Source organism: Streptomyces sp. NPDC029296, assembly GCF_055569255.1.
This window is the reverse complement of record NZ_JBVHXT010000010.1, coordinates 20,809-45,637: the sequence shown is the minus strand read 5'-3', so window position 1 is coordinate 45,637 and position 24,829 is coordinate 20,809. Positions and strand designations below refer to the sequence as shown.

The 24,829-nt window shown below is 74.0% G+C and carries 24 protein-coding genes and 1 pseudogene; 10 read left to right on the top strand and 15 right to left on the bottom strand.

The features are described from left to right. Positions 1 to 14 precede the first annotated feature (14 nt). From ACZ4W9_RS11045 to ACZ4W9_RS11035, 3 genes are all read right to left on the bottom strand, one after another. Entirely contained in the window at positions 15 to 1,040 is a 1,026-nt protein-coding gene (locus ACZ4W9_RS11045) for a 6-phosphofructokinase (protein WP_467934758.1), read from the bottom strand. A 237-nt stretch (positions 1,041 to 1,277) separates the two neighbouring features. Further along, positions 1,278 to 2,006, bottom strand: coding sequence for a type 1 glutamine amidotransferase (locus ACZ4W9_RS11040; protein ID WP_467934757.1), 729 nt, complete (start codon positions 2,004 to 2,006; stop codon positions 1,278 to 1,280). A 23-nt stretch (positions 2,007 to 2,029) separates the two neighbouring features. Then, positions 2,030 to 3,268: a MurT ligase domain-containing protein gene (locus ACZ4W9_RS11035; protein WP_467934755.1), complete on the bottom strand. Its 1,239-nt coding sequence runs from the start codon at positions 3,266 to 3,268 to the stop codon at positions 2,030 to 2,032. 153 nt (positions 3,269 to 3,421) lie between these two features. Between ACZ4W9_RS11035 and def the strand changes: the two genes are divergently transcribed. Further along, positions 3,422 to 3,979, top strand: a complete 558-nt coding sequence (gene def, locus ACZ4W9_RS11030; RefSeq protein WP_467934754.1) for a peptide deformylase — start codon at positions 3,422 to 3,424, stop codon at positions 3,977 to 3,979. A 33-nt stretch (positions 3,980 to 4,012) separates the two neighbouring features. Here the strand turns inward: def and ACZ4W9_RS11025 are convergent, their stop codons facing one another. Continuing rightward, positions 4,013 to 4,657 carry a TetR/AcrR family transcriptional regulator gene (locus ACZ4W9_RS11025; protein WP_467934753.1) on the bottom strand — a complete coding sequence of 215 codons (645 nt, stop codon included), beginning with the start codon at positions 4,655 to 4,657 and terminating at the stop codon, positions 4,013 to 4,015. Between the two features lie 166 nt (positions 4,658 to 4,823). Between ACZ4W9_RS11025 and ACZ4W9_RS11020 the strand changes: the two genes are divergently transcribed. Continuing rightward, on the top strand, positions 4,824 to 6,050 hold the full coding sequence (locus ACZ4W9_RS11020; protein ID WP_467934751.1) for an acyl-CoA dehydrogenase family protein: 1,227 nt from the start codon (positions 4,824 to 4,826) through the stop codon (positions 6,048 to 6,050). Between the two features lie 40 nt (positions 6,051 to 6,090). On the opposite strand, the gene ACZ4W9_RS11015 is transcribed toward ACZ4W9_RS11020, so the two are convergent. The 8 genes from ACZ4W9_RS11015 to ACZ4W9_RS10980 form a co-directional block, all read right to left on the bottom strand. Beyond that, positions 6,091 to 6,612: a cupin domain-containing protein gene (locus ACZ4W9_RS11015; RefSeq protein ID WP_467934750.1), complete on the bottom strand. Its 522-nt coding sequence runs from the start codon at positions 6,610 to 6,612 to the stop codon at positions 6,091 to 6,093. Positions 6,613 to 6,619: 7 nt separating this feature from the next. Continuing rightward, a complete protein-coding gene (locus ACZ4W9_RS11010) occupies positions 6,620 to 7,834 on the bottom strand; it encodes a cytochrome P450 (protein ID WP_467934748.1) in 1,215 nt (404 codons plus the stop codon). After that, positions 7,831 to 8,895 (bottom strand): type III polyketide synthase, encoded by a 1,065-nt coding sequence (locus ACZ4W9_RS11005; RefSeq protein WP_467934747.1) that lies wholly within the window; start codon positions 8,893 to 8,895, stop codon positions 7,831 to 7,833. Before ACZ4W9_RS11005 ends, ACZ4W9_RS11010 begins: the two co-directional genes overlap by 4 nt. A gap of 261 nt (positions 8,896 to 9,156) precedes the next feature. Next, on the bottom strand, positions 9,157 to 9,390 hold the full coding sequence (locus tag ACZ4W9_RS11000) for a DUF6213 family protein (protein WP_467934746.1): 234 nt from the start codon (positions 9,388 to 9,390) through the stop codon (positions 9,157 to 9,159). 26 nt (positions 9,391 to 9,416) lie between these two features. Then, positions 9,417 to 10,802: an NADP-dependent succinic semialdehyde dehydrogenase gene (locus tag ACZ4W9_RS10995; protein WP_467934744.1), complete on the bottom strand. Its 1,386-nt coding sequence runs from the start codon at positions 10,800 to 10,802 to the stop codon at positions 9,417 to 9,419. Between the two features lie 77 nt (positions 10,803 to 10,879). After that, positions 10,880 to 11,353 (bottom strand): NUDIX hydrolase, encoded by a 474-nt coding sequence (locus tag ACZ4W9_RS10990; protein WP_467934743.1) that lies wholly within the window; start codon positions 11,351 to 11,353, stop codon positions 10,880 to 10,882. Continuing rightward, the gene (locus ACZ4W9_RS10985) at positions 11,350 to 12,888 is read right to left on the bottom strand and encodes an ATP-dependent DNA ligase (RefSeq protein ID WP_467934742.1); all 1,539 of its coding nucleotides are present in this window, start codon (positions 12,886 to 12,888) and stop codon (positions 11,350 to 11,352) included. Before ACZ4W9_RS10985 ends, ACZ4W9_RS10990 begins: the two co-directional genes overlap by 4 nt. Before the next feature lie 29 nt (positions 12,889 to 12,917). Further along, a complete protein-coding gene (locus ACZ4W9_RS10980; RefSeq protein ID WP_467934740.1) occupies positions 12,918 to 13,850 on the bottom strand; it encodes an NAD(P)/FAD-dependent oxidoreductase in 933 nt (310 codons plus the stop codon). A gap of 77 nt (positions 13,851 to 13,927) precedes the next feature. Here ACZ4W9_RS10980 and ACZ4W9_RS10975 point away from each other — a divergent pair, with 77 nt between their 5' ends. The 6 genes from ACZ4W9_RS10975 (at position 13,928) to ACZ4W9_RS10950 (ending at position 19,139) form a co-directional block, all read left to right on the top strand. Continuing rightward, positions 13,928 to 14,500 (top strand): helix-turn-helix domain-containing protein, encoded by a 573-nt coding sequence (locus ACZ4W9_RS10975; protein ID WP_467934739.1) that lies wholly within the window; start codon positions 13,928 to 13,930, stop codon positions 14,498 to 14,500. Between the two features lie 106 nt (positions 14,501 to 14,606). Beyond that, entirely contained in the window at positions 14,607 to 15,578 is a 972-nt protein-coding gene (locus ACZ4W9_RS10970) for an NADPH:quinone oxidoreductase family protein (protein ID WP_467934738.1), read from the top strand. Then, a complete protein-coding gene (locus ACZ4W9_RS10965; protein ID WP_467934736.1) occupies positions 15,575 to 16,756 on the top strand; it encodes an acyl-CoA dehydrogenase family protein in 1,182 nt (393 codons plus the stop codon). The genes ACZ4W9_RS10970 and ACZ4W9_RS10965 overlap by 4 nt, the downstream gene beginning before the upstream one ends. Next, complete coding sequence (locus tag ACZ4W9_RS10960) at positions 16,753 to 17,826, top strand: acyl-CoA dehydrogenase family protein (protein WP_467934735.1); 1,074 nt, start codon at positions 16,753 to 16,755, stop codon at positions 17,824 to 17,826. Before ACZ4W9_RS10965 ends, ACZ4W9_RS10960 begins: the two co-directional genes overlap by 4 nt. A 149-nt stretch (positions 17,827 to 17,975) precedes the next feature. Continuing rightward, entirely contained in the window at positions 17,976 to 18,842 is an 867-nt protein-coding gene (locus ACZ4W9_RS10955) for a phosphatidylinositol-specific phospholipase C/glycerophosphodiester phosphodiesterase family protein (protein ID WP_467934734.1), read from the top strand. Between the two features lie 102 nt (positions 18,843 to 18,944). Further along, positions 18,945 to 19,139, top strand: coding sequence for a hypothetical protein (locus tag ACZ4W9_RS10950; RefSeq protein ID WP_318204784.1), 195 nt, complete (start codon positions 18,945 to 18,947; stop codon positions 19,137 to 19,139). Positions 19,140 to 19,151: 12 nt separating this feature from the next. Here ACZ4W9_RS10950 and ACZ4W9_RS10945 read toward each other — a convergent pair whose 3' ends face one another. From ACZ4W9_RS10945 to ACZ4W9_RS10935, 3 genes and pseudogenes are all read right to left on the bottom strand, one after another. After that, positions 19,152 to 20,390: a phosphodiester glycosidase family protein gene (locus tag ACZ4W9_RS10945; RefSeq protein ID WP_467934732.1), complete on the bottom strand. Its 1,239-nt coding sequence runs from the start codon at positions 20,388 to 20,390 to the stop codon at positions 19,152 to 19,154. Between the two features lie 75 nt (positions 20,391 to 20,465). Further along, on the bottom strand, positions 20,466 to 20,825 hold the full coding sequence (locus ACZ4W9_RS10940; protein WP_467934731.1) for a DUF779 domain-containing protein: 360 nt from the start codon (positions 20,823 to 20,825) through the stop codon (positions 20,466 to 20,468). 91 nt (positions 20,826 to 20,916) lie between these two features. Then, positions 20,917 to 22,357 (bottom strand): annotated as a pseudogene (locus ACZ4W9_RS10935) (purine-cytosine permease family protein). Positions 22,358 to 22,447: 90 nt separating this feature from the next. On the opposite strand from ACZ4W9_RS10935, the gene ACZ4W9_RS10930 reads away from it, so the two are divergent. Together ACZ4W9_RS10930 and ACZ4W9_RS10925 are read left to right on the top strand one after the other, a co-directional pair. Further along, a complete protein-coding gene (locus tag ACZ4W9_RS10930) occupies positions 22,448 to 23,083 on the top strand; it encodes a TetR/AcrR family transcriptional regulator (RefSeq protein ID WP_467934730.1) in 636 nt (211 codons plus the stop codon). Between the two features lie 51 nt (positions 23,084 to 23,134). Next, the gene (locus ACZ4W9_RS10925) at positions 23,135 to 24,778 is read left to right on the top strand and encodes an amidohydrolase (RefSeq protein ID WP_467934728.1); all 1,644 of its coding nucleotides are present in this window, start codon (positions 23,135 to 23,137) and stop codon (positions 24,776 to 24,778) included. The last annotated feature ends 51 nt before the right edge of the window (positions 24,779 to 24,829 follow it).

The following is a 24,829-nucleotide window of genomic DNA, read 5'->3' as shown; positions in this document are numbered from 1 at the left end:
TGTTCTTCTGTGAACTACAGGACGCACTCCGCCTCGGCGTACCGCTCCACCGGAACCGTCTTCAGCGTCTCCACGGCCTCGGCCAACGGCACCATGACGATGTCGGTCCCGCGCAGCGCGGTCATCGCGCCGAACTCGCCCCGGTGCACCGCCTCCACCGCGTGCCACCCGAACCGCGTGGCCAGCACCCTGTCGTACGCCGTGGGCGTGCCGCCCCGCTGCACATGCCCGAGGATCACCGGCCGGGCCTCCTTGCCGAGCCGGTGCTCCAGCTCGACCGACAGCTGCCGGGCGATGCCCGCGAAGCGCTCATGGCCGTAGACGTCCTTGCCGCCCTCGTCGAAGTCCATGGTGCCGGGGCGCGGCTTGGCGCCCTCAGCGGCGACCACGATGGCGAACCGCTTGCCCGCCGCGAACCGCTCGCCGACCTTCCGCGTCAGCTCCTCGATGTCGAAGGGCCGCTCGGGCACGACGACGGCGTGGGCGCCGGCCGCCATGCCGGAGTGCAGCGCGATCCAGCCGGTGTGCCGGCCCATGACCTCCACGATGAGCACCCGCTGGTGGGACTCGGCGGTGGTCTTCAGCCGGTCCAGGGCCTCGGTCGCCACGGTCACCGCGGTGTCGAAGCCGAAGGTGACATCGGTGACGGCGATGTCGTTGTCGATGGTCTTGGGCACGCCCACGATGGGCAGCCCGTTGTCCGAGAGCAGCCGGGCCGCCTTCAGGGTGCCCTCGCCGCCGATCGGGATGATCGCGTCCAGACCCAGTTCCGCGACATGACCGCGGGCCCGCTCCACCCCGTCGCGCAGGTGCTCCGGGCGGACCCGGGAGGAGCCGAGGATGGTGCCGCCGCGGGCCAGGATGCCGGACACGGCGTCGAGGTCGAGCTTTCGGTAGTCGCACTCCAGGAGGCCCTTCCAGCCGTCCCGGAAACCGATGACCTCGTCGCCGTGGTCGACGACGGCACGGTGCACGACGGACCGGATGACGGCATTCAGGCCGGGGCAGTCGCCGCCGGACGTGAGGACACCAATGCGCATAGCCCGAATTACCTTCTCAACGTGGGCCGGGTGAACCGGACCACGTTGTCCGGCGGATTCCCGGCCACCCTACCGGCGCGAGGGGGTGACCCCACAGCGGGCGTCCGCCTGCTGGACGCGCCCGCACATGTGAGCGGACGAGCCGTCAGGCGGGCCCGCCGGGAGTCCGCCGGACCACGCCGGCATCCCGTTGCAGGGGCGGTTGCGCGGGCTGCCGTACCGTCCCCTTCCAGCCGGTCAGGCGGGCTGCTGTGCCGCCGCGATGCGTTCGTTGCGCAGCGCCTCGTACCAGCGGTCGTCGATCGGCGGCAGCGCGTTGACGTCGAGCGCCAGCTTCAGCAGCAGGTCGGCGATGAGCGGGTTGCGGGCGAGGACCGGCCCGTGCATGTACGTGCCGAAGACGGTCCCGTTGTACGCGCCCTCCGTGCCGTCCCCGGTGCCGTTGCCCTTGCCGATCTTCACCTGGGCGAACGGGCGGGCGGTGGGGCCGAGGTGGGTGACGCCCTGGTGGTTCTCGAAGCCGGTCAGCGGGGGCAGCCCGAGCTGCGGGTCGATGTCCCCGAGGACGTCGCCGACGCACCGCTCGCCCTCGCCGCGCACCGACACCACGTCGAGCAGGCCGAGGCCCGGCTCGCGCTGGCCGAGGTCGTTGATGAACTCGTGGCCGAGGATCTGGTAGCCGGCGCACACCGAGAAGACGATCGCGCCGTTCTCCACCGCGCGGTGCAGATGCCCGTCCCGGCGCAGCCGCTCCGCCGCGAGCCGCTGCGGACGGTCCTCGCCGCCGCCGATCAGATAGATGTCGCCGGAGGTCGGGATCGGCTGGTCGCTGCGCACGTCGAGCCGGGCCACGTCCAGACCGCGCTGCCGGGCCCGGCGCTCGACGACGAGGGCGTTGCCCTGGTCGCCGTAGGTGCTCAGCAGGTCCGGGTAGATCCACACCAGCCGCAGTTGGTTGTCGCTCATGAGGTTGGTCGCCCCTTCGAAGATCAGTTGCCGACGCGGCGGCGCAGGTCCTGGAACGCGGTGTAGTTCGCGATGACCTCGATCCGGCCCGGCGGGCACATCTGCACGGCCTGGTCGAGGTTGTCGCAGACCTGGAAGTGCTGGTTCGCGACCTCCAGACGGACGGCGAGGTCCAGCTTCCGGTCGCCGATGACGAAGATCGGGTGGCCGGTCAGCCGGGTGTAGTCGACGTCCCACAGCCAGGAGGTGTCGGTGCCGTCGGCCCCGCGGGCGTTCACCGACAGGATCACCGGCGCCGGCGGCGGGTCGATCAGGGAGAAGGTCTCCAGCCAGCCGGCCGGGTTCTTGGCCAGCAGCAGCCTGAGGTCCCGGTTCTGGAACTGCACCACGTCGTACCGGCCGGCCACCGCCTGCACCTGGTACATCCGCTCCAGGGCGACCTGCGGCGGCACCCCGAAGACGGCGGCGACGGCCGCGGAGGACGCGGCGTTGGCCTTGTTGGCACGGCCCGGCAGCTGGAGGTGGATCGGCCAGGCGGACCCGTGCGGGTCCAGCACGTGATCGCCGGACAGCGCCCAGGTCGGCGTGGGCCGGCGGAAGCCGCACTCGCCGCAGAACCAGTCGTCGCCGGGGCGCTGCATCACGCCGCCGCACGACGGGCAGGACCAGGCGTCGTCCTTCCACATCTGCCCGGCCGCGACCCAGACCACGTTCGGGGAGGAGGACGCGGCCCAGACCACCAGCGGGTCGTCGCAGTTGGCGACGACGACCGCCTTGGTCCCGGCCAGGCCCTCGCGCCAGTGCTCGGCGAGCATGCGGGTCTCGGCGGCGCGGTCCAGCTGGTCCCGGGAGAGGTTCAGCAGGGCGATGCACTTGGGATCGGTGTCCCGGGCCACACCGGCCAGGTACTTCTCGTCGACCTCGATGACGCCGAACTTCGCGTCCGAGCCGCCCGCGAGCGCGGAGGTGATGCCGGCCGGCATGTTGGCGCCGAGCGCGTTGGACACGACCGGGCCCGCGGCGCGCAGCGCCTCGGCGATCAGCCGGGTGGTCGTGGTCTTGCCGTTGGTCGCCGACACCAGGACGACGTCCAGGTTCTGGGCGAGCCGCCCGAGCAGGTCGGGGTCGAGTTTCAGCGCGACCCGGCCACCGATCACCGACCCGCTGCCGCGCCCCGCGGCGCGCGATGCCGCAGCGACCGCCTTGCCCGCGGTCACGGCCAGCTTGGCCCGCGGCGAGAGCGGGTCCGAGTTGCCTGCCATCAGTTCTCGATCCTCCTTGCGTACGCGCCGCGCCTGGGGCCCTCCGGCAGCGTGGTGAGACCCTCAGCCTATCGAGATCCGATCGCACACCCGAATCCCGGCCCACTTCCTCGCGCGGCGGGCATGAGCTGAAGGAACCGTACCCTTGCCGCCATGCGACACGGTTCCATTCCGGGCGCCCGCGGGCGCGTCCGGCCCCTCACCCTGCTCGGCGACGCGCCGCTGCGCGAGCCCTGCCGGGACGTCACCGACTTCGGCCCCGCCCTCGCGGACCTCGTGGAGGACCTGTTCGCCACGATGTACGCGGCCGGCGGGGTCGGGCTGGCGGCGAACCAAGTGGGCGTGCCCCTGCGGGTGTTCGTCTACGACTGTCCCGACGACGAGGACGTGCGCCACCTCGGCCACGTGGTGAACCCACGGCTGGTGGAGGCGGACGGTGTGGTGGTCCGGGGGCCGGAGGGCTGTCTCTCGCTGCCCGGTCTGGAGGCGGGCACCGAGCGCTACGACCACGCGGTGGTCGAGGGCCGGACGGTGACCGGGGAGCCGGTCACCGTGCACGGCACCGGCTTCTTCGCCCGGTGCCTGCAGCACGAGTGCGACCACCTGGAGGGCGGGACCTACGCCGACCGCCTGACGGGATGGCGTCACCGGAGGCTGATGCGGCAGATCTCCCGCGCCCCGTGGCACCGGGGGAGCGGCACGGACCGCTAGCGCGGCGCGCGGCGGCGGCCGGGAGGGCGGGTGTCAGAAGCCGGGACCGCCCAGCCGGTCCCCGGCGGCGGCCAGGCGTCCCCACAGCAGGTCGGCGAGGGAGCGCACCAGGTCGGCGCGGGAGCAGGGGCGTTCCCCCAGCCACCAGTCGCCGGCCGCGTGCATCATCCCGACGATCCCGTGGCCCCACACCCGGGCCAGCCGCTGGCTCTCCGGGCCGAGGTCCACGCGCTCCTCGATGACCTGGGCCAGCTCCTCGCCCATCCGCCGCAGCAGCGGCACGGAGTGCTTGCCGACGTCGAAGCCCTGCTCGCCACCGGTGCCGCCCTCGGCCGGGTGCATCAGGAACCGGTACACCTGGGGCCGCGCCTCGATCGCGGCGAGATAGGTGTCCAGGGTGGACTCGACCCGCTCGCGCCGCCCGGCCGGCGCGTCCAGCGCCGCCCGCAGCGAGGACAGCAGGGCGTCGGTGTGCCGCTTGGCCAAGGCCGCGTAAAGACCGCCCTTGTCGCCGAAGTGCCGGTAGAGGATCGGCTTGGTGATCCCCGCCTCCGCCGCGATCGCGTTCATCGACGCCTGCGGGCCGTCGCGCAGCACCACCCGGTCGGCGGCCTCCAGCAGCTCGCGCCGGCGGCGGTCGGCGGACCGCTGCTGCTCGGTCCGCTGTGTGGTGTCCATGTGCTCTCCCCACCCGTGCTGATTCGGTGACGCCTGCGCAAACTAACACTGACCGTGCCCGCGGCATCGAACGGGAGGCCGAGCGGTCCTCGGCGGTTGACATTCCTACCGGCCGGTAACAGACTCTCGTTACCGTTAGTAACATCGCACCGCCGCTGGAGGGGACATGGCCGAGTTCACCATGGAGCTGAACGAGGAGCAGAAGGAAGTCCGGGACTGGCTCCATGGCTTCGCCGAGGACGTGATCCGCCCGGCGGCGGCCGAGTGGGACGAGCGCGAGGAGACGCCCTGGCCGGTCATCCAGGAGGCCGCCAAGGTCGGCATCTACTCCCTCGACTTCTACGCGCAGCAGTACTTCGACCCCACCGGCCTCGGCATCCCGATGGCGATGGAGGAGCTGTTCTGGGGCGACGCGGGCATCGCCCTGTCCATCGTGGGCACCGGCCTCGCCGCCGTGGGCGTCCTCGCCAACGGCACCGACGAGCAGATCGGCACCTGGATCCCGCAGATGTACGGCGACCAGAACGACGTCAAGGTCGCCGCGTTCTGCTCCTCCGAGCCCGACGCCGGCTCCGACGTGGCCTCCATGCGCACCCGGGCCGTGTACGACGAGGCCAAGGACGAGTGGGTGATCAACGGCACGAAGACCTGGGCGACCAACGGCGGCATCGCGGGCGTCCACGTGGTCGTCGCCGTCGTCGACCCGGAGCTGGGCTCCAAGGGCCACGCCTCCTTCATCGTCCCGCCCGGCACGCCCGGCCTGTCCCAGGGGCAGAAGTTCAAGAAGCACGGCATCCGCGCCTCGCACACCGCCGAGGTCGTCCTCGACGACGTCCGGGTGCCCGGCTCCTGCCTGCTCGGCGGCAAGGAGAAGCTGGACGAGCGGCTGGCCCGCGCCCGGGAGAGGGCGAAGGCGGGGGGCGAGCGGGTGAAGAACGCGGCGATGGCCACGTTCGAGGCGTCGCGGCCGGCCGTCGGCGCCATGGCCGTGGGCACCGCCCGCGCCGCCTACGAGGTCGCCCTCGACTACGCGAAGACGCGCGAGCAGTTCGGGCGGCCGATCATCGACAACCAGGGCGTGGCCTTCCAGCTCGCGGACATGCGGACCCGGATCGACGCGGCGCGGCTGCTGGTGTGGCGGGCCTCCTGGATGGCGGTCAACGGCAAGCCGTTCACCGCCGCCGAGGGCTCCATGTCCAAGCTGTTCGCGAGCGAGACCGCGAAGAAGGTGACCGCGCAGGCCGTCCAGATCCTCGGCGGCAACGGGTACACGCGTGAGTACCCGGTGGAGCGGATGCACCGGGACGCCGCGATCTACACCATCTTCGAGGGGACGAGCGAGATCCAGCGGCTGGTCATCGCGCGCACGCTGTCCGGGATGCCGATCCGGTAGTGCCGGGGCGGCGCCGCGCACCGCGTACGGCTCCGCCTCCTCACCGGTGCTTCAACGGCGTGAGCTGCTCGATGTCGTACTTCGCCCGCAGCGCCTCGATCGCCTCCTGGTCCGGCGGGCCCCCGCCGGCCAGGATCTCCAGGAGTTCCTCGAAGTAGCGTTCGTGGTCGGGCGGGGGAGAGGCCTGGAAGAACATCCTCGCCGGGGTGTCCGTGGGATTGGCGAAGGCGTGGGGACAGCCCGGCGGTACGACGATGACCGTGCCCGGCGTCGCGCGCACCACCTGGCTGCCCGAACGCGACTGCCACTTCTGCCAGTTGTCGGGGGTACGGACGCGCGGCTCGAAGGCGAGGACGTCCAGTTCGCCTTCGAGGACGTAGAACAACTCCTCGCTGCGCGTGTGCACATGGGCGCCCACGTCGAAGCCGGGCGGGACCTCCACCTCGAAGGTGGAGGCCATCCGCGAGTGGGTGCCGGTGACCTTGAACGTCACCCGCTGGGCCGGGGTCTGGACGACACGGCCGTGCCCCGGTGGCACGTACAGTCCCTCGATCTCGGTCATGAGCGGCTCACCACGTCACCGGCAGGGCCTCGGGACCCCGGATCAACGCGCCCTTCCTGAAAGGCACGTGGTCCGGTGGTACGGCCAGTTCGAGGCCCGGCACCCGGTCCAGCAGGGCGTCGGTCAGCAGCTCCTCCTCCAGCCGGGCCAGGATGCCGCCGGGGCAGTAGTGCGGGCCGGAGCCGAAGGCCACGTGCGGGTTGGGGCTGCGCGAGACGTCGATGGTGTCCGGGTCGGGGAAGACCTCCGGGTCGCGGTTGGCGGCGACGTAGGAGACGTAGACCGGGTCGCCGGCGCGGATGCGGACACCGCCGATCTCCACGTCCTCCAGGGCGATGCGGGAGAGCCCGACCGCGTTGCGGTGCGGGATGTAGCGCAGGAGTTCGTCGATCGCCCGCGGCCGGAGTCCCGGCTCGGCGCGCAGCCGTTCCAGCAGCCGGGGACGGGTCAGCAGCAGGTAGAAGAGCTGCCCGCTGTTGCCGGTGACCGCCTCGCCGCCGATCTGGAGGAGGACGGCGAGGCCGACGGCCTGGTCCCGGGTGATCTCCCCGCGGCCCACCGCGGCGCCCAGCAGCGAGGTGACGTCCTCGCCGGTGCCGTGCCCGCGCCGCCCGATCAGCTCGGCGAAGTACGCGGCCATCTCCCGCTTGGCCCGCTCGCTGATCCGCTTGCCGTGCGAGGAGGAGAGGATCAGCCCGGTCCAGGTGTGCACGGCGTGCCGGTCGGCGGCCGGGACGCCCATCAGCTCGCAGATCACCGCGATCGGGAACGGGCCGAGCACCGCGCTGGCGAGGTCCGCGGGCGGGCCGCCCCGCAGCAGCTCGTCGACCAGCTCGTCCAGCTGGGCGCGTGCCTTGTCCCGGACCCGTTCCACGCCCTTGGCGGTGAACGCGGCGGCCACCGAGCGGCGCAGCCGGGTGTGTTCGGGCGGATCGAGGAAGCCGACCGCGCCCGGCTCGGGGATGAAGTGCGGGGCGAGCCGGGTGACCTGCTTGGCCATGACCGCCTCCCGGCTGAAGCGGGGGTCGTTCGTCACCCGGCGGACGTCCTCGTACCGGGTGACCAGCCAGGCCCAGCCCTCGCCGTGCGGTAGCTGGACCCGGGTGACCGGGCCCTCCGCCATCAGGTCGGCCAGCACCGGGTCGAAGTCGGTCCCGGGCAGGTCGAGCGCCGGCCAGTGCCGCACCGGCGGCAGGGTCTCCGGGAGCGCCGGCGCGGTCACCGCCCGGCCCCGTCCCCGTCGGCCCAGCGGCCGACCGTCATCTCGGCGGTGATGCCGGGGCCGAACCCGGCGAGCAGCCCCCGCGCCCGGTCCTCGGCGCCGCCCTCGTCGAACAGCCGGCGCAGCGCGTCGAGGACGACGGCGCTGGCGATGTTGCCGTACTCGGTGAGCGTGGCCCGGCTGAACCGGAACGCGTGCGGGTCGACCTCCAGGAATGTGCTCAGGTCGTCGAGTATGCGCGGACCGCCCGCGTGGATGATGTAAAAGTCCAGGTCGGACGCGTCCCAGCCGTGGGTGCCGGCCAGTTCCCTGAGGGCCGGGGCGAGCGGCTCCATGGTCGTCGGCACCCGCTTGTCCAGCAGGAAGTGGAAGCCGGTCGCCCGCACGTCGTAGGCGATCCAGTCCTCCGTCTTCGGGATCAGGTAGGAGCCGTTGCGCTCCAGGCGGACGCCCCGCCCGCCGCGCCCGCGGACCACGGCGGCGGCGATGCCGTCGCCGAACAGCCCGTTGGAGAGCAGCGAGCCGACGCCGAGGTCGGTGGGCTGGTAGCACAGCGAGCAGAACTCGCAGGCCACGATGAGCGCGTTGGCGTGCGGGTAGGCCGAGCAGAAGTCGTGCGCCCGGTTGATCGCCGCGCCGCCGGCCGCGCAGCCGAGCTGGGCGATCGGGAGCTGGCGGGTGGTGCTGTCGAAGTCCATCTCGTTGATCAGCCACGCCGTGAGCGAGGGCATCATGAAGCCCGTGCACGACACGTAGATGATCACGTCGATGTCGCCGGTGAGCAGTTCCGCGTCGTCCAGCGCACGCTGGATCACCGCGGGGACCCGGGCCTTGGCCTCGGCCTCGTAGAGCTTGTTGCGCTCCTCGAAGCCCGGGTGCTTGAGGGTCTCCTCGATGGGCTGGACGATGTGCCGCGTCTTGACGCCGGTGTTCTCGATCAGCCTGAGGGCCAGTGGCAGTTGTGGGTGGTCGGCGTGGCGGGAGCGCGCCAGCTCCAGCGTCTCCTCCATCGTGATCACGTACTCCGGGACCGACACCGAGGGCTTGCACAAGGTCGCCATGAACCGTCCCTGCTTTCCGCGTTCCGGAGGGCTTTCGCCCGCCGGTCAGAAGGTGGGTTCGCGCCTGTGGGCGCTCCCCCCACCGTCACCCGGGAGGGCGATGGATCTCGCGTTGGGTTACTCCGAACCGGGGACGCGGGGTCCGGCCCGTCGGGGCGATCCATGCCCCCGGACGAGGGAAAACGGCAGGACAGCCGTTACCTCGGGCCGGCGGCGGTTCGTCCGCCCGCCGCCGGGTACCCGGTGAGCGCGGCGGGACGGCTACTGCGTCCCGCTGCTGTGCGCGATGCACGCGACGTCGATCCGGTCGGCCAGCTTGGCCAGCTCGATGGTCAGCGCGGCCACGGTGTCCTCGTCGAGCGCCTGCTCGCCGGCCTCGACCAGGTGCAGCCACCGCGCGCCCACGGTCCGCAACAACTTGCTCACGTCGGCCGCGGGGACCTGCAGGGCCCCGCGGTCGTCGACGATCAGAGGCAGGGTCACTTCGCGGTTCACAGAACGGGATGGTAGTCGCGCGGCCCTCACGCACCCTGCCAAACCGTGGTGATGTTGCAGAACTCCCGGATTCCGTGCCCGGACAGCTCACGCCCGTACCCCGAGCGCTTCACCCCGCCGAACGGGAACGCCGGATGGGAGGCGGTCATGCCGTTGACGTACACCGAACCGGCCTCCAGGTCCCGGGCGAACCGCTCGACCTCGCCCTCGTCCCGTGTCCACACGTTCGAACTCAGGCCGAAGGGGGAGTCGTTGGCGATGAGCACGGCCTCGTCCAGGTCGTCCGCCCGGTACAGCGTGGCGACCGGTCCGAACGCCTCCTCGCGGTGGACGCGCATCTCCCGCGTGATGCCGGCGAGCACGGTCGGCGGGTAGAACCAGCCGGGGCCGTCCGGGCGCTCGCCGCCGCACAGCACCCGCGCGCCACCGCGGCGGGCGTCGTCGACCAGCTCCTCCAGGTCGTCGCGGCCCCGCTCGCTGGCCAGCGGCCCGACCTCGGTGTCCTCCGCCAGCGGGTCGCCGACCTGGAGGGCCCGCATGCCCGCGACGAACTTCTCGGCGAAGGCGTCGTGGACGTCGGTGTGCACGATGAACCGCTTGGCGGCGATGCAGGACTGCCCGTTGTTCTGCACGCGCGCGGTCACCGCGACCTCGGCCGCGCGGTCGAGGTCGGCGGAGGGCATCACGATGTACGGGTCGCTGCCGCCCAGCTCCAGCACCGTCTTCTTGATCATCTCGCCGGCGGTGGAGGCGACCGCCCGGCCCGCCGGTTCGCTGCCGGTCAGGGTGGCCGCCCTGACCCGCTCGTCGCGCAGGACGTCGTCCACCGCGCCGGAGCCGATCAGCAGCGTCTGGAAGCAGCCCTCGGCGAAGCCCGCCCGGTGGAACAGGTCCTCCAGGTACAGGGCCGTCTGCGGCACGTTGGAGGCGTGCTTGAGCAGGCCCACGTTGCCGGCCATCAGGGCGGGCGCCGCGAACCGGACCACCTGCCACAGCGGGAAGTTCCACGGCATCACGGCGAGCACCGGGCCGAGCGGGCGGTAGCGCACCCGCACCCGGGAGGCGCCCGAGTCGCGCACGTCCGCCTCGGCGGGCTCCTCGTCGGCCAGCAGCCGTTCGGCGTGCTCGGCGTACCAGCGCATGGCCTTGGCGCACTTCGCCGCCTCCGCGCGGGCCTGCCGGACGGGCTTGCCCATCTCGGTGGTGACGACCCGGCCGATCTCCCGCTGGTCCGCGTCGAGCAGATCGGCGGCCCGGTGCAGCAGCCGGGCGCGCTCGGCGAACGAGGTCGTCCGGTACGTCCGGAACGTGGCCTCGGCCAGTTCCAGCCGGCGTTCCAGCTCGTCCTCGTCCATGGGCTCGTACGTCTTGAGCGTCTCGCCGTTCGCCGGGTTCACCGTAGCGATGGGCATGACCGACCTCCCTGGGAGCGGGCTTGTCTCGACCTTCGCGCGCGGCCGGGCAGGCCGCAACGCGACAGGTCCTCGGGTCAGGCCGAGTGCTCCGCCAGCCGGTCGAGAAACGCGGCCTGCGCCGTGACGATCACCGCACGGGCCCGGTCCAGGCCGAACCACGCCACCCGGTCCAGCTCCGGGAACTCCCGCCGCCGTCCGGAGCGCGGCGGCCACTCCATGGTGAAGGTCCCCGGGTCGATCGTGTCCGGGTCGAGGTCCGCCTCCACCGCCCAGGCCGTGACGATCTTGCCGTTGCGCTGCACCACCTCGCCCAGCGGTACGGCCTCCCCGTCCGGCGGCGCCAGCCCCAGCTCCTCCCGGAACTCCCGCCGGGCCGCCTCCCAGGCCGGCTCGGCGGGGTCGTACTCGCCCTTGGGCACGGTCCAGGCGCCCGCGTCCTTCTTCGCCCACAGCGGGCCGCCCATATGGCCGAGCAACACCTCAAGCCCCTGGTCCGTGTGCCGGAACAACAGCAGTCCGGCGCTGCGCCTCGCCGTCCGTACCGTCACGGGCCGACCTCCGGATGGGCTGCCAGCAGGGCTTCCACCGTATCGGCCTCCTCGGGGCGCTTGTCCTCGCGGTAGCGGATCACGCGGGCGAAGCGGAGGGTGACACCGGCCGGGTAGCGGGTGGAGCGCTGGAGGCCGTCGTAGGCGATCTCCACGACGAGTTCGGGGCGCACCCGCACCACCCGGCCGTCGTCCTCGACCGCCAGCTCCCTCAGCCGCCCGGTCTGCCAGGCGAGCATCGCGTCCGTCATGCCCTTGAAGGTCTTGCCGAGCATCGCGAAGCCGCCGTCCGGGGTGCGGGCGCCGAGGTGGAGGTTGGACAGCCGGCCGGTGCGCCGGCCGTGGCCCCACTCGGCGGCCAGCACCACCAGGTCCAGGGTGTGCACCGGCTTGACCTTCAGCCAGGAGGCGCCGCGCCGGCCCGCGCTGTAGGGCGCGTCGAGCCCCTTGACCACCACGCCCTCGTGGCCCCGGGCCAGGGTGTCGGCGAGGAACCGTTCCGCCTCCGGGATGTCCCCCGGCCCGGAGACCAGGGTGCGGCGCACCCGCATCGGCCCGGGCACCAGCCGGGCCAGCTCGGCGTGCCGCTCGGCGAACGGCAGGTCCAGCAGATCGCGGCCGTCCACCGCGAGGGCGTCGAAGAAGACGGGGGAGACCGGGACCTCCCCGGCCGCCCGCGCCACGTCCGTGCGCGAGCCGACCCGGCCCGCCGTCTCCTGGAAGGACCGGGGCCGCCCCGCCGCGTCGAAGGAGATCACCTCCCCGTCCAGGATGAACCGCTCGCCCGGCAACGCCAGCGCGGCGGCCGTGACCTCGGGCAGCCGGCCGGTGATGTCGTCCAGGGTGCGGGTGTGGATCCGCACCCGGTCCCCGTCCCGGTGCACCTGGACCCGGATGCCGTCCAGCTTCTCCTCCACCGCGCAGGCGCCCAGCTTCTCCACCGCCTCCGCGACGGACGACGCGCTGTGCGCGAGCATCGGCAGCACCGGGCGGCCCACCGTGAGCCGGAACCGCTCCAGCGCCGCCGGCCCCTCGCCGAGCAGCGCCCCGGCCACCGTCCGGAGCGACCCCGCGAGCATCACGGCCCGCCGTACGTCCGCCGGGTCCGCGCCGGTCGCCCGGGCCAGCCCCTCGACCGCCACCGCGTCCAGGGCGCCCTGGCGGACCTCGCCGGTGAGCAGGCCGAGCAGGAAGCGCTGCTCCGCCTCGGTGGCCGCGCCCATCAGCTCGCCGACGATCCGGGCCCGCTCCGCCTGGGCGCCGGGGCCGGCCACCGCGCCCAGCTCGCCGAGCCGGGCGTCGACCTCGCGCACGGTGAGCGTCGGCTCGGCGGCCGGCGGCACCGGGCGGCCCAGCACCTTCCAGCCGACCCCGAGCCGGCCCTGCGGCAGCCGTCCGGCCAGATAGGGGATGACGATCGGCGCGTCCTCCGCCCCGGCCTCCCGGAACAACTCCGCGAGCAGCGCGGTCTTGCGGGACCGCGCCGCCGTCGCGGCGACCTCCCGGGACACCTCGGCCAGCCGGGTCAGCAGCATGTCCCCAGAGTGCACCGGGGGCGCCCGGTCTACACCCCCGCCGCCGCGTCGAGGTCGGCCATCAGCAGTTCCGCGTTGATCGCCACGCCCGCCCGGTAGCCCAGGCCGGCCGCGTTGACCACCTGCTCGGCGAAGCCGCTCGCGTTGCCCGCCGCCCACAGCCCGGGCACGCTCGTCAGACCCCGTTCGTCGATCACCGGATAGCTGCCGAACGGGGTCTCCCGCATGTCCGCGCCCAGCCTGACCAGGAGATCGTTGTTCGGGACGGCGCGCGGGGCGACGTACAGCACCGCGCGGTCGTGCACCGGGCCTGCCCCGGAGAGCCGGACCCCGGTGAGCCGGTCGTCGGCGACCACCAGCCCCGCCACCTCGCCGGGCACCACCGCGACCCCGGCGGCGGCCAGCCGGCGCAGGTCCTGGTCGGTCAGCTCGGCCTCGTCCACCCGGTGCAGGAAGAGCCGTACGTCCTGCGACCACCGGGTGACCATCAGCGCCTGGTGCACGCTCAGCGGTGAGGTGGCGAGGACCCCGGTCGGCAGGTCGCGTACCTCCCAGCCGTGGCAGTACGGGCAGTGCAGCACGTCCCGGCCGAACCGCTCGGCCAGGCCCGGCAGCGGCGGCAGCTCGTCCCTCAGGCCGGTGGCGATCACCAGCTGCCGGGCCCGTACGGTGTGGCCCCCGGCGAGGGCGAGGGCGAACTCCCCGTCCCTCGTCGCGTCCACCACCCGGTCCCGGACCAGCTCCACCCCGTAGCGGGCGATCTCCGCGCGCCCCACCGCCAGGAACTCGGCCGGGGACATGCCGTCCCGGGAGAGGTAGCCCTGCATGTGCGCGGACGGCGCGTTGCGCGGCTCGCCCGCGTCGACCACCAGGGTGCGGCGCCGGGACCGGCCCAGCACCAGCGCGGCGGACAGCCCGGCCGCCCCGCCGCCGACGACGACCACTTCGTACTTCTCGGTCATGGTGACCACCTCCGCCCCGACCGTCGCCCAGTCGGTGCCGCATTGACAAACGGCTTTGCCGAATCTGCAATAGGGCCATGAGTACCGACGACGTCCTCGCCGAGGTCGGCCCCCGGCTGCGGCGGCTCCGCAAGGACCGGGAGGTGACCCTGGCGGCGCTGTCCGAAGCCACCGGCATCTCCGTCAGCACCCTCTCCCGGCTGGAGTCCGGCCTGCGCCGGCCCAGCCTGGAGCTGCTGCTGCCCATCGCCCAGGCCCACCAGGTCCCGCTGGACGAACTGGTCGGCGCGCCCCCGGTCGGCGACCCCCGGGTGCGGGCCCGGCCGATCACGCGGCACGGGCGCACCCTGTATCCGCTGACCCGGCAGCCCGGCGGGCTCCAGGCCTACAAGGTGGTCGAGCCCCAGCGCGGCGGCGAGCCCGATCCCCGCACCCACGAGGGCTACGAATGGCTGTACGTGCTGTCCGGGCGGCTGCGCCTGGTGCTCGGACAGCACGACGTGGTGCTCTCGCCGGGGGAGGCGGCCGAGTTCGACACCCGCGTGCCGCACTGGTTCGGGCCGGCGGGGGAGGAGCCGGTGGAGTTCCTGAGCCTGTTCGGGCCGCAGGGGGAGCGGATGCACGTACGGGCGCGGCCGGCCCGTTCGTGACGTCCGCCGCGTGGCCGGAGTCTCGTCGGCTGTTCCCTGATCGGCAAGCGACCGCTTAGTATGCGGTCGGACCCGGTCAGACGAAGCAGTCCCGTGGAGGCCCCGCATGCAGGCATGGCAAGTGCACGAGAACGGCGAGCCGAGCGAGGTGATGCGCCTGGCGGACACGGAGCGGCCCACGCCCGGGACTGGCCAGGTGCTGCTGCGGGTGCGCGCCGCCAACGTCAACTTCCCCGACGCGCTGCTGTGCCGGGGCCAGTACCAGGTGCGCCCGCCGCTGCCCTTCACGCCCGGCGTGGAGATCTGCGGCGAGACCGCCGACGGCCGCCGGGTGATCGCCAATCCCGTGCTGCCGTACGGAGGCTTCGCCGAGTACGCCGTCGCCGACGCCCGCGCCCTGCTCCCCGCGCCGGACGCGCTGGACGACGCCGAGGCCGCCGCCCTGCACATCGGCTACCAGACCGGCTGGTTCGGCCTGCACCGGCGCGCCCGTCTGGAGGCGGGGGAGACCCTGCTCGTGCACGCCGCCGCCGGGGGCGTGGGCAGCGCCGCCGTCCAGCTCGGCAAGGCAGCCGGCGCCACCGTGATCGGTGTCGTGGGCGGTGAGCGGAAGGCCGCCGTCGCCCGGGAGCTGGGCTGTGACGTGGTGGTCGACCGGCGTGCCGAGGACGTCGTCGCCGCCGTGAAGGAGGCCACCGGCGGCCGGGGCGCCGACGTGGTCTACGACCCGGTCGGCGGCGAGGCCTACACCCAGTCCGCCAAGGCCGTCGCCTTCGAGGGCCGGATCGTCGTCGTCGGCTTCGCCGGCGGCACCATCCCCACCCCCGCCCTCAACCACGCCCTGGTGAAGAACTACTCGATCCTCGGCCTGCACTGGGGCCTGTACAACACCAAGAACCCGCAGCTGGTCCGGCACTGTCACGACCGGCTCGCCGAGCTGGCCGCGCGGGGCGCCGTCAAGCCGCTGGTCAGCGAGCGGGTGCCGCTCGCCGGCGCGGCCGGTGCCGTACAGCGGGTCGCCGACGGGGTGACCACCGGCCGGATCGCCGTCGTACCGGAGAACGGAGCCGCCGCATGACCGACGCCGGAGAACTGCGCAGCCGCACGCGGGAGTTCCTCGCGCAGCACCCGCCCGCCGGCACCGACCGCCCGGACTTCCTGCGGGCCCGGTTCGACGCCGGCCTCGCCTGGGTGCACTACCCCGAGGGCCTCGGCGGCCTCGGCGCTCCGCGCTCCCTCCAGGGCGTCGTGGACGCCGAACTCCAGGCCGCCGGCGCCCCCGACAACGACCCCCGGCGCATCGGCATCGGCCTCGGCATGGCCGCGCCGACCATCCTCGCCTACGGCACCGAGGAGCAGAAGCGGCGCTTCCTGCGGCCCCTGTGGACCGGGGAGGAGGTCTGGTGCCAGCTGTTCAGCGAACCCGGCGCCGGCTCCGACCTGGCCGCGCTCGGCACCCGGGCGGTCCGCGAGGGCGACACGTGGGTGGTCAACGGGCAGAAGGTGTGGACCTCCAGCGCCCATCTCGCCCGCTGGGCCATCCTCATCGCCCGTACCGACCCGGACGTGCCCAAGCACCAGGGCATCACCTACTTCGTCTGCGACATGACCGACCCCGGCGTGGAGGTCCGGCCGCTGCGCCAGATCACCGGTGAGGCCGAGTTCAACGAGGTCTTCCTCACCGACGTCCGCATCCCCGACAACCGCCGCCTCGGTGCCGTCGGCGACGGCTGGCGGGTCGCCCAGACCACGCTCAACAACGAGCGCGTCGCCATCGGCGGCATGGCCCTGCCCCGCGAGGGCGGCATGATCGGCCCCGTCGCGCAGACCTGGCGGGAACGCCCGGAACTGCGCACCCACGCACTGCACCAGCGGCTGCTGACGCTGTGGGTGGAGGCCGAGGTGGCCCGGTTCACCGGCGAGCGGCTGCGCCAGCAGCTCGTCGCCGGCCAGCCCGGACCCGAGGGCGCCGGCATGAAGCTCGCCTTCGCCCGCCTCAACCAGGAGATCAGCGGCCTGGAGGTGGAACTGCGGGGCGAGGAGGGCCTGTTGTACGACGACTGGACCATGCGCCGCCCCGAGCACGTCGACTTCACCGGCCGCGACGCCGGTTACCGCTATCTGCGCTCCAAGGGCAACAGCATCGAGGGCGGCACCAGCGAGGTGCTGCTGAACATCGTCGCCGAGCGCGTCCTGGGCCTGCCCGCCGAACCGCGCACCGACAAGGACGTCGCCTGGAAGGACCTCGCCCGATGACGGATCTGCTGTACTCCGAGGAGGAAGAGGCGCTGCGCGCCGCCGTCCGCGGCCTGCTCACGGACCACTGCGCACCGGCCGGCGTGCTCGCCCGCACCGAGTCGGACGCGCCCCACGACCGCGCCCTGTGGAAATCCCTCGCCGAGGACATGGGCCTGGCCGGTCTCCTGGTCCCCGAGGAGCAGGGCGGCCAGGGCGCCTCCCACCGCGAGGCGGCCGTCGTCCTGGAGGAGCTGGGCCGGGCCGTCGCCCCCGTGCCGTACCTCGCCAGCGCGGTCGTGGCCACCGAGGCGCTGCTCGCCTGCGGCGACGGCGAACTCCTGGAGCGACTGGCCTCCGGACGGACCATCGGCGTCCTGGCGGTCGGCCTGCACACCGGCCCGGCCGCCGGCGTCAAGGCCGTCCGGGTGGAGAACGGCACCCTGCACGGGGAGCTGACCGGGATCGCCGACGCGGCCGTGGCCGACGTGCTGCTCGTCCCGGCCGGCGACGGCGGCCTGTACGCCGTCGCCGCCGACGCGGTGACGGTCCTGCCGCAGACCTCCCTCGACCTCACCCGCCCGCTGGCCACCGTACGGTTCGAGGGTGCCGCCGGCCGCCGCGTCGGGGACGCCGAACCGGCCGTGCGCCGGGCCCTGCGCGCCGCCGCCGGACTGCTCGCCGCCGAACAGCTCGGAGTCGCCGACTGGGCGCTGACGGAGACCGTCCGCTACCTGAAGGAGCGCAAGCAGTTCAACCGGCAGGTCGGCGGTTTCCAGGCGCTCAAGCACCGGCTGGCCCGGCTCTGGCTGGAGGTGGTCCACCTGAGGGCCGCCGCCCGCGCCGCCGCCGACGCCCTCGCCTCCGGCCGGGACCCCGACGTCACGGTGGCCGTCGCCCAGGCCTACGCCGCGCCCGTCGCCGTACGCGCCGCCGAGGAGGCGCTGCAACTGCACGGCGGGATCGGCATGACCTGGGAGCACCCCGTCCACCTGTATCTGAAGCGGGCCAAGGCGGACTCGATCGCCTACGGCACGGCGGGCGCCCACCATGAGGTGCTGGCCGGGCTGGTCGGCCTCCAGGCCCCCTGACGCCTGGCCGGTGAAGCCCGCCCCACCGGGGGCGGGCCTTCCGCGCGCCCGAAGTGAACAGCGCGCCAACTCCCCGTCGCGGGAGACCCCTTGAGGCACCTCCGCACGCATACTCTCCCCGGTCCCCAACATCCCCAGGGAGGCAGTGCATGGCCCTCACCACCCGTCGCGGAGCCCTCACCACCCTCGGCGCCGCCCTCGCGGGCACCCTCGCCCTGCCCGCGAGCGACGCGCTGGCCGGTGAACGCCGGCGGCGGTCCCGCCCGCTGTGGCAGGCCCACGCCCACAACGACTACGCCCACCCGCGGCCCCTGTCCGACGCCCTCGACCACCGCTTCGGCAGCGTCGAAGCCGACATCTTCCTCGTCGGCGACCAGCTCCTCGTCGGCCACGAGGCATCCGACCTCGACCCGTCCCGCACCCTCGAATCCCTCTACCTCGAGCCGCTGGCCGCCCGGGTCGCCGCCCACCACGGCTCCGTCTACCGCGGCGCACGCCGCCCGCTGCAACTCCTCGTCGACATCAAGACCGAGGGTGCCTCGGCCTACCTCGCGCTCGACCGCCGACTGCGCCGCTACCCGCACCTGTTCACCCGGTACGCGCACGGCCGCGTCCACCCCGGACCGGTCACCGCCGTCGTCTCCGGCGACCGGGCGGCCCGCGCCCCGATGGCCGCGCAGACCGAGCGGCGCGCCTTCTACGACGGCCGGCTCACCGACCTGGCCGCCGGCTCCGCCCCGGCCTCCCTCATCCCGCTCGTCAGCGACAACTGGACGCAGAACTTCACCTGGACGGGCACCGGGGCGTTCCCGGACGCCGAACGGCGCAAGCTGCGGACCATCACCGCCACCGCCCACGCGCGCGGGCAGCGGATCCGGTTCTGGGCCACGCCCGACACCGCCGGCCCGGCCCGGGACGCGCTGTGGACCGAGCTGGTGGCCGCCGGGGTGGACCACCTCAACACCGACGACCTGGCCGGGCTGGAAGCCTTCCTCGACGCCCACGCCCCCGGGTAAGACCACACGAACGGCGGACGTGTCAGCCGCCCGGACGAACCCTCCGCTACGTCACACTTGCGCCCGAAACGCCGCACATGGGGCGTGGCGGAGGAGGTTCCGATGGCGATTTCCATCTCTGTGGTGCTGCTGCTCCTGGTCCTGGTCGTGATCTTCATGCGCAGTGGTGCGCTGAAGGTCTCCCACGGCCTGGTCTGCATGCTGTTCGGCTTCTACATGGCCTGCACGAGCATGGCGCCCACCATCCACAGCGGGCTTTCCGCGACCGCCGACCTGGTGAGCAGCCTGCGGCCCTGACCCGGCCGCGCCTCAGTCCGCCGAGAAGACGCCGACGCCGTTGGGCACGGGGCGCTCGGTGCCGCCGCTGGGGTGGTTGCGCACGGTCACGGCGGAGTCGCCCGCCTCGCGGGTCACCATCTCCGTCGAGCCGCCGCCGTCCAGGTTGAACGCGTCGGAGGCGCCCAGCGACCGCAGGACGTCCGCCTCCTCGTAAATGGTCAGTCCCGAGCGGTAGACCGCGCCCCCGTCCAGCGCCAGGAGCAGCAGCTGCCGGCCACCGCCCTTGATACCCACGGCCGTGCGCACCGCCGACGTCTCGTCGTCCAGCCCGGACAGCGGGGCGCCGCCGCGGACGATCGGGAACCCGCCGATGGCGAACGCGTACGGCACCCCGGACGAGGCCGCCGTCAGGCCGTGCGTGATCCGCACCGGGTCGCCGACCGACAGCTCGCGCAGCTCGCGCGCGCCCTCCTCGCGGCCCACCAGGACCGTGGTGTCCGCGGGGATCGCGCCGCCGCCCGGGGTGCCGGAGACGGAGGCCACCCGGCCGTCGCGCACCTTCACCTCGTAGGCGTCCTCGCTGCACGGCGCCGAGCGCTGGGTGTCGGTGCCGCACACGGCGCGTTCGCGGGAGGCACCGCCCCAGCGCGCGGTGAACGCGCCGACGGAGTTCACCGGCAGCGCGTACTGGTTCAGGCCCTTCAACGGCAACTCGCCCCCCGGGGTGACGGCCGAGCCGGTGAGGGAGAGCCGGTCCAGGCGGGCCCGCCGGTCGGTGCCCACGCCGAGCACCTCCCGGGTGTCGGTGCCCGGGGGCAGCGCGGGCCCGAACCGCTGGCCCTTGGGCACCGCCGCCTTGAGCACCTGCCCGTGCGCGACGGCCGGTCCGACGGGCGCGCCGGTGACGTCCACGCCCGGGTGCTGGGTCTCGGTGATGTGGAAGAAGTCGCCGTTCACCCCGGCGACGGCCCCGGCCGAGTCCGCCAGCCGGGACACCGTCGCCCGGGCCGCCACCGTGCCCGGGTACAGCAGATCGACGCGGACGTGCGGGTTGCCCAGGTCCACCGTGAGCAGGTGGACGCGGGCCGTGCCCTTCGCCGCGTCGACGTCGAACTGCCGGTAGGTCACGCCCGGTGCGATCCGCCGGCCCGCCGGTGCGGCACCGGCCGGTGCCGCACCCGCCAGGGCCGCGCCGGCCAGCACACCGAGCGCCGTGACCGTCGTGAGAACCGCTCCGCCCGCCGCCGAACGCCCGCCGCGTCTGGTCACCGTGCCTCCTGATGACTCGTCAACCGCCCCCGTGTGCAGGGGCAGTGCAGCAGACTCGGGCGACCGGCGGTACGCCTACGCGTCGACGACGCGAGAACGGGTGAGAAAACGTACCCCCTCGGGTGCCTCCAGCGAGAAGCCGCTGCCGCGTCCCGGGACGACGTCCACGATCAACCGGGTGTGGCTCCACGCCTGGTACTGGCCGCGCGCCATCCAGAACGTCACGGGCTCCGGCACCCCCTCCACGGCCAGCTCCGCCAGCAGGACGTCCGAACCGCCGGTGCGGAACTCGCCGTCGGGGTAGCACATGGGGGCGCTGCCGTCGCAGCAGCCGCCGGACTGGTGGAACATCAGCGGCCCGTGCGCGGCCCGCAGCCGGCGCACCAGCTCCGCGGCGCGCGGGGTGAGTTCGACGCGCGGGGTCTCCTGTGCCATGGCACCGTCCCTGACAGTCACGGGATTTCCGCGTACCAGTCTCACGGTGCCTCAGCAGGGCGTCCAGAGCGCGGTGTTGACCGGCCCCGGGCTACCGCCGGCCGACGCGCCACGCCAGCAGGGCGTACGTTCCCGAGGCCACCACCAGTCCGGCCGGCAGCGCCAGGTCCACGCCCAGGGCGGCGGCCACGGGCCCGGTGCACACGCTGTCGACGCACAGCGCGGCGGCCGTCATCCCCGCCGTCAGGGCCAGCGCCCCGGCTCCGTGGACGCCACCGGTGTACCAGAACGGCCCGCCGGGCGACTCGTCGGCGAGGGCGGGACCGTCGTAACGGCCCCGGCGCAGCAGGATGTCCGTGGCGTAGACGGCCGTGGCGGGGCCGAGCAGCAGCACGGTCAGCTGGAGCACGTCGCCGACGGTGTCGAGGAAGTCGGAGACCAGCAGCGCGTACAGGGTGAGCGCCACGGCCACCGCGCCGTCCACCAGCACGCTGAGCGTGCGCCGGATGCGCAGGCCGACGGCCTGGAGGGCGAGTCCGGCGCTGTAGGACGTCAGCGCGTTCAGCGCGATGGTGCCGAGGACCAGCGCGAGCAGGAACACCGGGCGGAACCAGCCGGGCAGCAGCCGCTGGAGCGAGGACTGCGGGTCGTTCATGTCGACGGCGGTCGCGGCGCAGGCGCCGATGCCGCACACCAGGACGCTCGGCACGAAACCGCCGAGCGCGGTCCAGCCGGCCACCGCCTTCGCGGGCGTGGCGCGGGGCAGATAGCGGGAGAAGTCCGCGCTGGTGGTGTACGACAGCGGGCCCGAGGCGATGAGGGCGATCCCGGCGGACCCGGCCGCCCACAGGTCCGTGCCGGTCAGCGGCCGCCCGGGGTGTAGCCGAAGTCGGTGTGCCGCAGCACCGCGACGCCCACCACGGTGAACACCGCCGACAGCGCCAGGGTGATCGGCAGGTAGAGCCGGACGATCGCGGCATGGCCGTAGACGCCGATGGCGAGGGTGACGGCGGCGATCAGCACCACGACCGCCGCCTTCACCCCGGCGTTCACCGGCAGGCCCGCCCGGTCCACCAGGGAGAAGGCCGCGGTCGCCGCCGCCGCGAGGTTCAGCGCGAAGTAGCACACGGAGATCAGCCAGCCGGTCACCGCGTTGTTCACCCGGTTCCCGCGCACCCCGTACAGCGCCCGGGTCACCACCTCGCTCGGCGCGCCCGCCACCGGGCCCGGCACCGCCAGCAGGCCGGTGAGCACCAGCACAGATTGCCCACGACGATCACCGCGAGCGCCTGCCACAGGCTCAGCCCCATCAGCACCAGCGCGCCGCCCACCACCAGGCTCAGGTAGTTGACGTTCGCGGCGGCCCACACGGAGAACAGCTCGCGGGGCCGGCCCCGGCGTTCGGCGTCCGGAACGGGGTCGATGCCGTGCGCCTCGACGCCGGTGCCCCCGGGGGCCCGGGAGGCGGCGCCGCCTCCGTCGCCGGACGCGGGCCGGGCGCCGGGGCGCGGGTCGGGAAGCGTGGACGCCATGGGGCCTCCGGAGGCGGTGGGGTGGGCCTGGCCGCTTATTGAGCAGGTGACCAGTTGCTTATTGGTCGCACACTCAATAGCATCGCCGTCATGTCGTCAAGCGTTCAGCGCAAGCGGATCCGCAAGGACCCCGCCGCCCGGCGCGCGGAGATCGTCGCCGCCGCCGCGGCCGTCGCCCTGGCCGAGGGCCTGGAGTGCGTCACCCTCCGCCGGATCGCCGAGGAACTCGCCGTCCGCCCCGGGCTGATCAGCCACTACTTCCCCTCGGCCGAGGATCTGGTCGCCGAGGCGTTCGGCAGCGCGGCGACCGGCGAACTCGACCGCCTCCTCCCGGCCGGGCACGCCGGACACACGCCCACCGGGCACCTGGCCCGCTTCCTCGCCCGCACCTCGGGGGAGGCGTACGACGCGATCAGCCGGCTGTGGATCAACGCCCGCCACCTCAGCCGCTACCGGCCCGTCCTGCGCGACCGGGTCGCCGAACAGGAGGCCGCCTGGCGCGGCCGGCTGGAAACCCTGGTCCGGGACGGAGTGGAAGCCGGCGAGTTCGTCACCGCGGATCCGTCGGCGGTCGCCGTGCAGATCCTCGTCGTCCTCGACGGCCTGGGCGTCCACGCCAACACCGCGACACCCGAGCGCCCGGCCGCGGTCCTGCGCATGCCTCGCACCACGGCCGAGCGGGAACTCGGGCTGCGGCCCGGCACGCTCGACGAAGCCGCCGTCTGATCCCCCCGGCCCCCGCCGTCCCCGCGCCCTCCCGTGAGTGAAGGAGCCCCCGTGCCCGCCGACCTCGTCCTGCTCTCCGCCCGGCTGCTCGACCCCGGCACGGGCGGCCTCCTGCCGCACACCGCGCTCGCCGCGGAGCGGGGGCTGATCGCCTTCCTCGGCGACGACCGGGACGCCCGCGCCCTCGCCGGGCCCGGCACCACCGTGGTCGACCTGCGCGGGGCGGTGGTCACCGCCGGGCTCACCGACGGCCATCTGCACCCGGTCTCCGGCGCCGAACGCACCATGGGCGTCGACCTGTCCGGCTGCCGCGACCTGGACGCCGTACGCGCCGCGCTCGCCGCGGCGGTCCGCAACCTGCGCCCGGGCGCCTGGCTGCGCGGCTGGGGCCTGGACCCCAACGCCTTCGGCACCGCGCCCGTGGCCACCGCCGCCCTCGGCCCGGTCCTCGACGGGGTGCCCGCGCTCGTCGACCTGTTCGACGCGCACTCGGCCCTGGCCAGCGAACGGGCGCTGGAACTGGCCGGCGTCGACGGGCCGCGCGCCTTCGCCCAGGGCTCGGAGATCGTCTGCGACGCCGACGGACGGCCCACCGGGCTGCTGCTGGAGGACGCCGCCTGCGAGGTCGTCGAGGCGGTCGCCCCCCGGCCCACCGAGGCCGAGGTCCGCGCCCGCGCCGCCGAGGTGCTGGCCGCCATGGCCGCCTCCGGGCTCACCGGCGGGCACGCCATGGACGCGAACGGCGACAGCCTCGCCGTCTACGCCGCCCTGGAGGCCGAGGGCGCCCTGCCCCTGCGGCTGAGGATCGCCCCCTGGTGCCGGCCCGAGGCGGACGACGCCGACATCGCCGAGCTGGTCCGGCTCCAGGGCACCGGGGGCGCGCTGTGGCGGGTGGCGGGCGTGAAGCTGTTCATGGACGGCACCATCGACAACGGAACCGCCTGGCTGGAGGTCCCCGACTGCCACGGCCAGTCGGACCACGCCCACTGGCCCGACCCCCGGCGCTACACCCGGGTGATCGCCGACCTGCACCGCGCCGGTGTGCCCACGGCCACCCACGCCATCGGCGACGCGGCGGTGCGCCATGTGCTCGACGCCGTCGAACGGGCCCGGACCGCGACCGCGCGGACGGGCGGTCCCAGTGGTACCGGCGTCGTACGGCACCGGATCGAGCACATCGAGACCATCCCCGACGACACCGTCCGGCGGTTCGCGCCGCTCGGTGTCGCCGCCTCCATGCAGCCCACCCACTGCTGCGAGTTCACCCGGGCGGACCACACCGACAACTGGTCGCGCCGGCTCGGCGAGGAGCGGGCCGGCCGCGCGTTCCGCTGCCGCGACCTGTGGGAGGCCGGGGCCCGGGTCGTCCTCGGCTCCGACTGGCCCATCGCGCCGTACCCGCCGCTGGCGGTCATGGCCGGCGCCCGGCACCGGCGGCCCGCCGACCTCTCGCTGCCCCCGCACGGCCCCGAGCAGGCCCTCACCCCGCTCCAGGCGCTCCAGGGCATGACCGTGTGCGCCGCCTGGGCGGCGGGGGAGGAGGACCGCGCCGGCCGGCTCGCCGTCGGCCACCGCGCCGACCTCACGGTGCTCGCCGAGGATCCGCTGCGGGTGCCCGACGGCGACCTGGCCGCGCTGCCCGTGCTGCTGACGGCGGTGGCGGGACGGGTCACGCACCGGGCGCCGGGGGTGTAGCGCGCGGGCCGGGGAGGGGCGGGGCGGGGCGGCGTGGGTGCGCGCCGGTTC

What these genes read in the sequence shown, in the direction of transcription:
- ACZ4W9_RS11045 (WP_467934758.1), bottom strand. Translation starts at nt 1,040, where the DNA reads ATGCGCATTGGTGTCCTCACGTCCGGCGGCGACTGCCCCGGCCTGAAT.
- ACZ4W9_RS11040 (WP_467934757.1), bottom strand. Translation starts at nt 2,006, where the DNA reads ATGAGCGACAACCAACTGCGGCTGGTGTGGATCTACCCGGACCTGCTG.
- ACZ4W9_RS11035 (WP_467934755.1), bottom strand. Translation starts at nt 3,268, where the DNA reads ATGGCAGGCAACTCGGACCCGCTCTCGCCGCGGGCCAAGCTGGCCGTG.
- def (WP_467934754.1), top strand. Translation starts at nt 3,422, where the DNA reads ATGCGACACGGTTCCATTCCGGGCGCCCGCGGGCGCGTCCGGCCCCTC.
- ACZ4W9_RS11025 (WP_467934753.1), bottom strand. Translation starts at nt 4,657, where the DNA reads ATGGACACCACACAGCGGACCGAGCAGCAGCGGTCCGCCGACCGCCGC.
- ACZ4W9_RS11020 (WP_467934751.1), top strand. Translation starts at nt 4,824, where the DNA reads ATGGCCGAGTTCACCATGGAGCTGAACGAGGAGCAGAAGGAAGTCCGG.
- ACZ4W9_RS11015 (WP_467934750.1), bottom strand. Translation starts at nt 6,612, where the DNA reads ATGACCGAGATCGAGGGACTGTACGTGCCACCGGGGCACGGCCGTGTC.
- ACZ4W9_RS11005 (WP_467934747.1), bottom strand. Translation starts at nt 8,895, where the DNA reads ATGGCGACCTTGTGCAAGCCCTCGGTGTCGGTCCCGGAGTACGTGATC.
- ACZ4W9_RS10995 (WP_467934744.1), bottom strand. Translation starts at nt 10,802, where the DNA reads ATGCCCATCGCTACGGTGAACCCGGCGAACGGCGAGACGCTCAAGACG.
- ACZ4W9_RS10985 (WP_467934742.1), bottom strand. Translation starts at nt 12,888, where the DNA reads ATGCTGCTGACCCGGCTGGCCGAGGTGTCCCGGGAGGTCGCCGCGACG.
- ACZ4W9_RS10980 (WP_467934740.1), bottom strand. Translation starts at nt 13,850, where the DNA reads ATGACCGAGAAGTACGAAGTGGTCGTCGTCGGCGGCGGGGCGGCCGGG.
- ACZ4W9_RS10975 (WP_467934739.1), top strand. Translation starts at nt 13,928, where the DNA reads ATGAGTACCGACGACGTCCTCGCCGAGGTCGGCCCCCGGCTGCGGCGG.
- ACZ4W9_RS10970 (WP_467934738.1), top strand. Translation starts at nt 14,607, where the DNA reads ATGCAGGCATGGCAAGTGCACGAGAACGGCGAGCCGAGCGAGGTGATG.
- ACZ4W9_RS10965 (WP_467934736.1), top strand. Translation starts at nt 15,575, where the DNA reads ATGACCGACGCCGGAGAACTGCGCAGCCGCACGCGGGAGTTCCTCGCG.
- ACZ4W9_RS10960 (WP_467934735.1), top strand. Translation starts at nt 16,753, where the DNA reads ATGACGGATCTGCTGTACTCCGAGGAGGAAGAGGCGCTGCGCGCCGCC.
- ACZ4W9_RS10955 (WP_467934734.1), top strand. Translation starts at nt 17,976, where the DNA reads ATGGCCCTCACCACCCGTCGCGGAGCCCTCACCACCCTCGGCGCCGCC.
- ACZ4W9_RS10950 (WP_318204784.1), top strand. Translation starts at nt 18,945, where the DNA reads ATGGCGATTTCCATCTCTGTGGTGCTGCTGCTCCTGGTCCTGGTCGTG.
- ACZ4W9_RS10940 (WP_467934731.1), bottom strand. Translation starts at nt 20,825, where the DNA reads ATGGCACAGGAGACCCCGCGCGTCGAACTCACCCCGCGCGCCGCGGAG.
- ACZ4W9_RS10930 (WP_467934730.1), top strand. Translation starts at nt 22,448, where the DNA reads ATGTCGTCAAGCGTTCAGCGCAAGCGGATCCGCAAGGACCCCGCCGCC.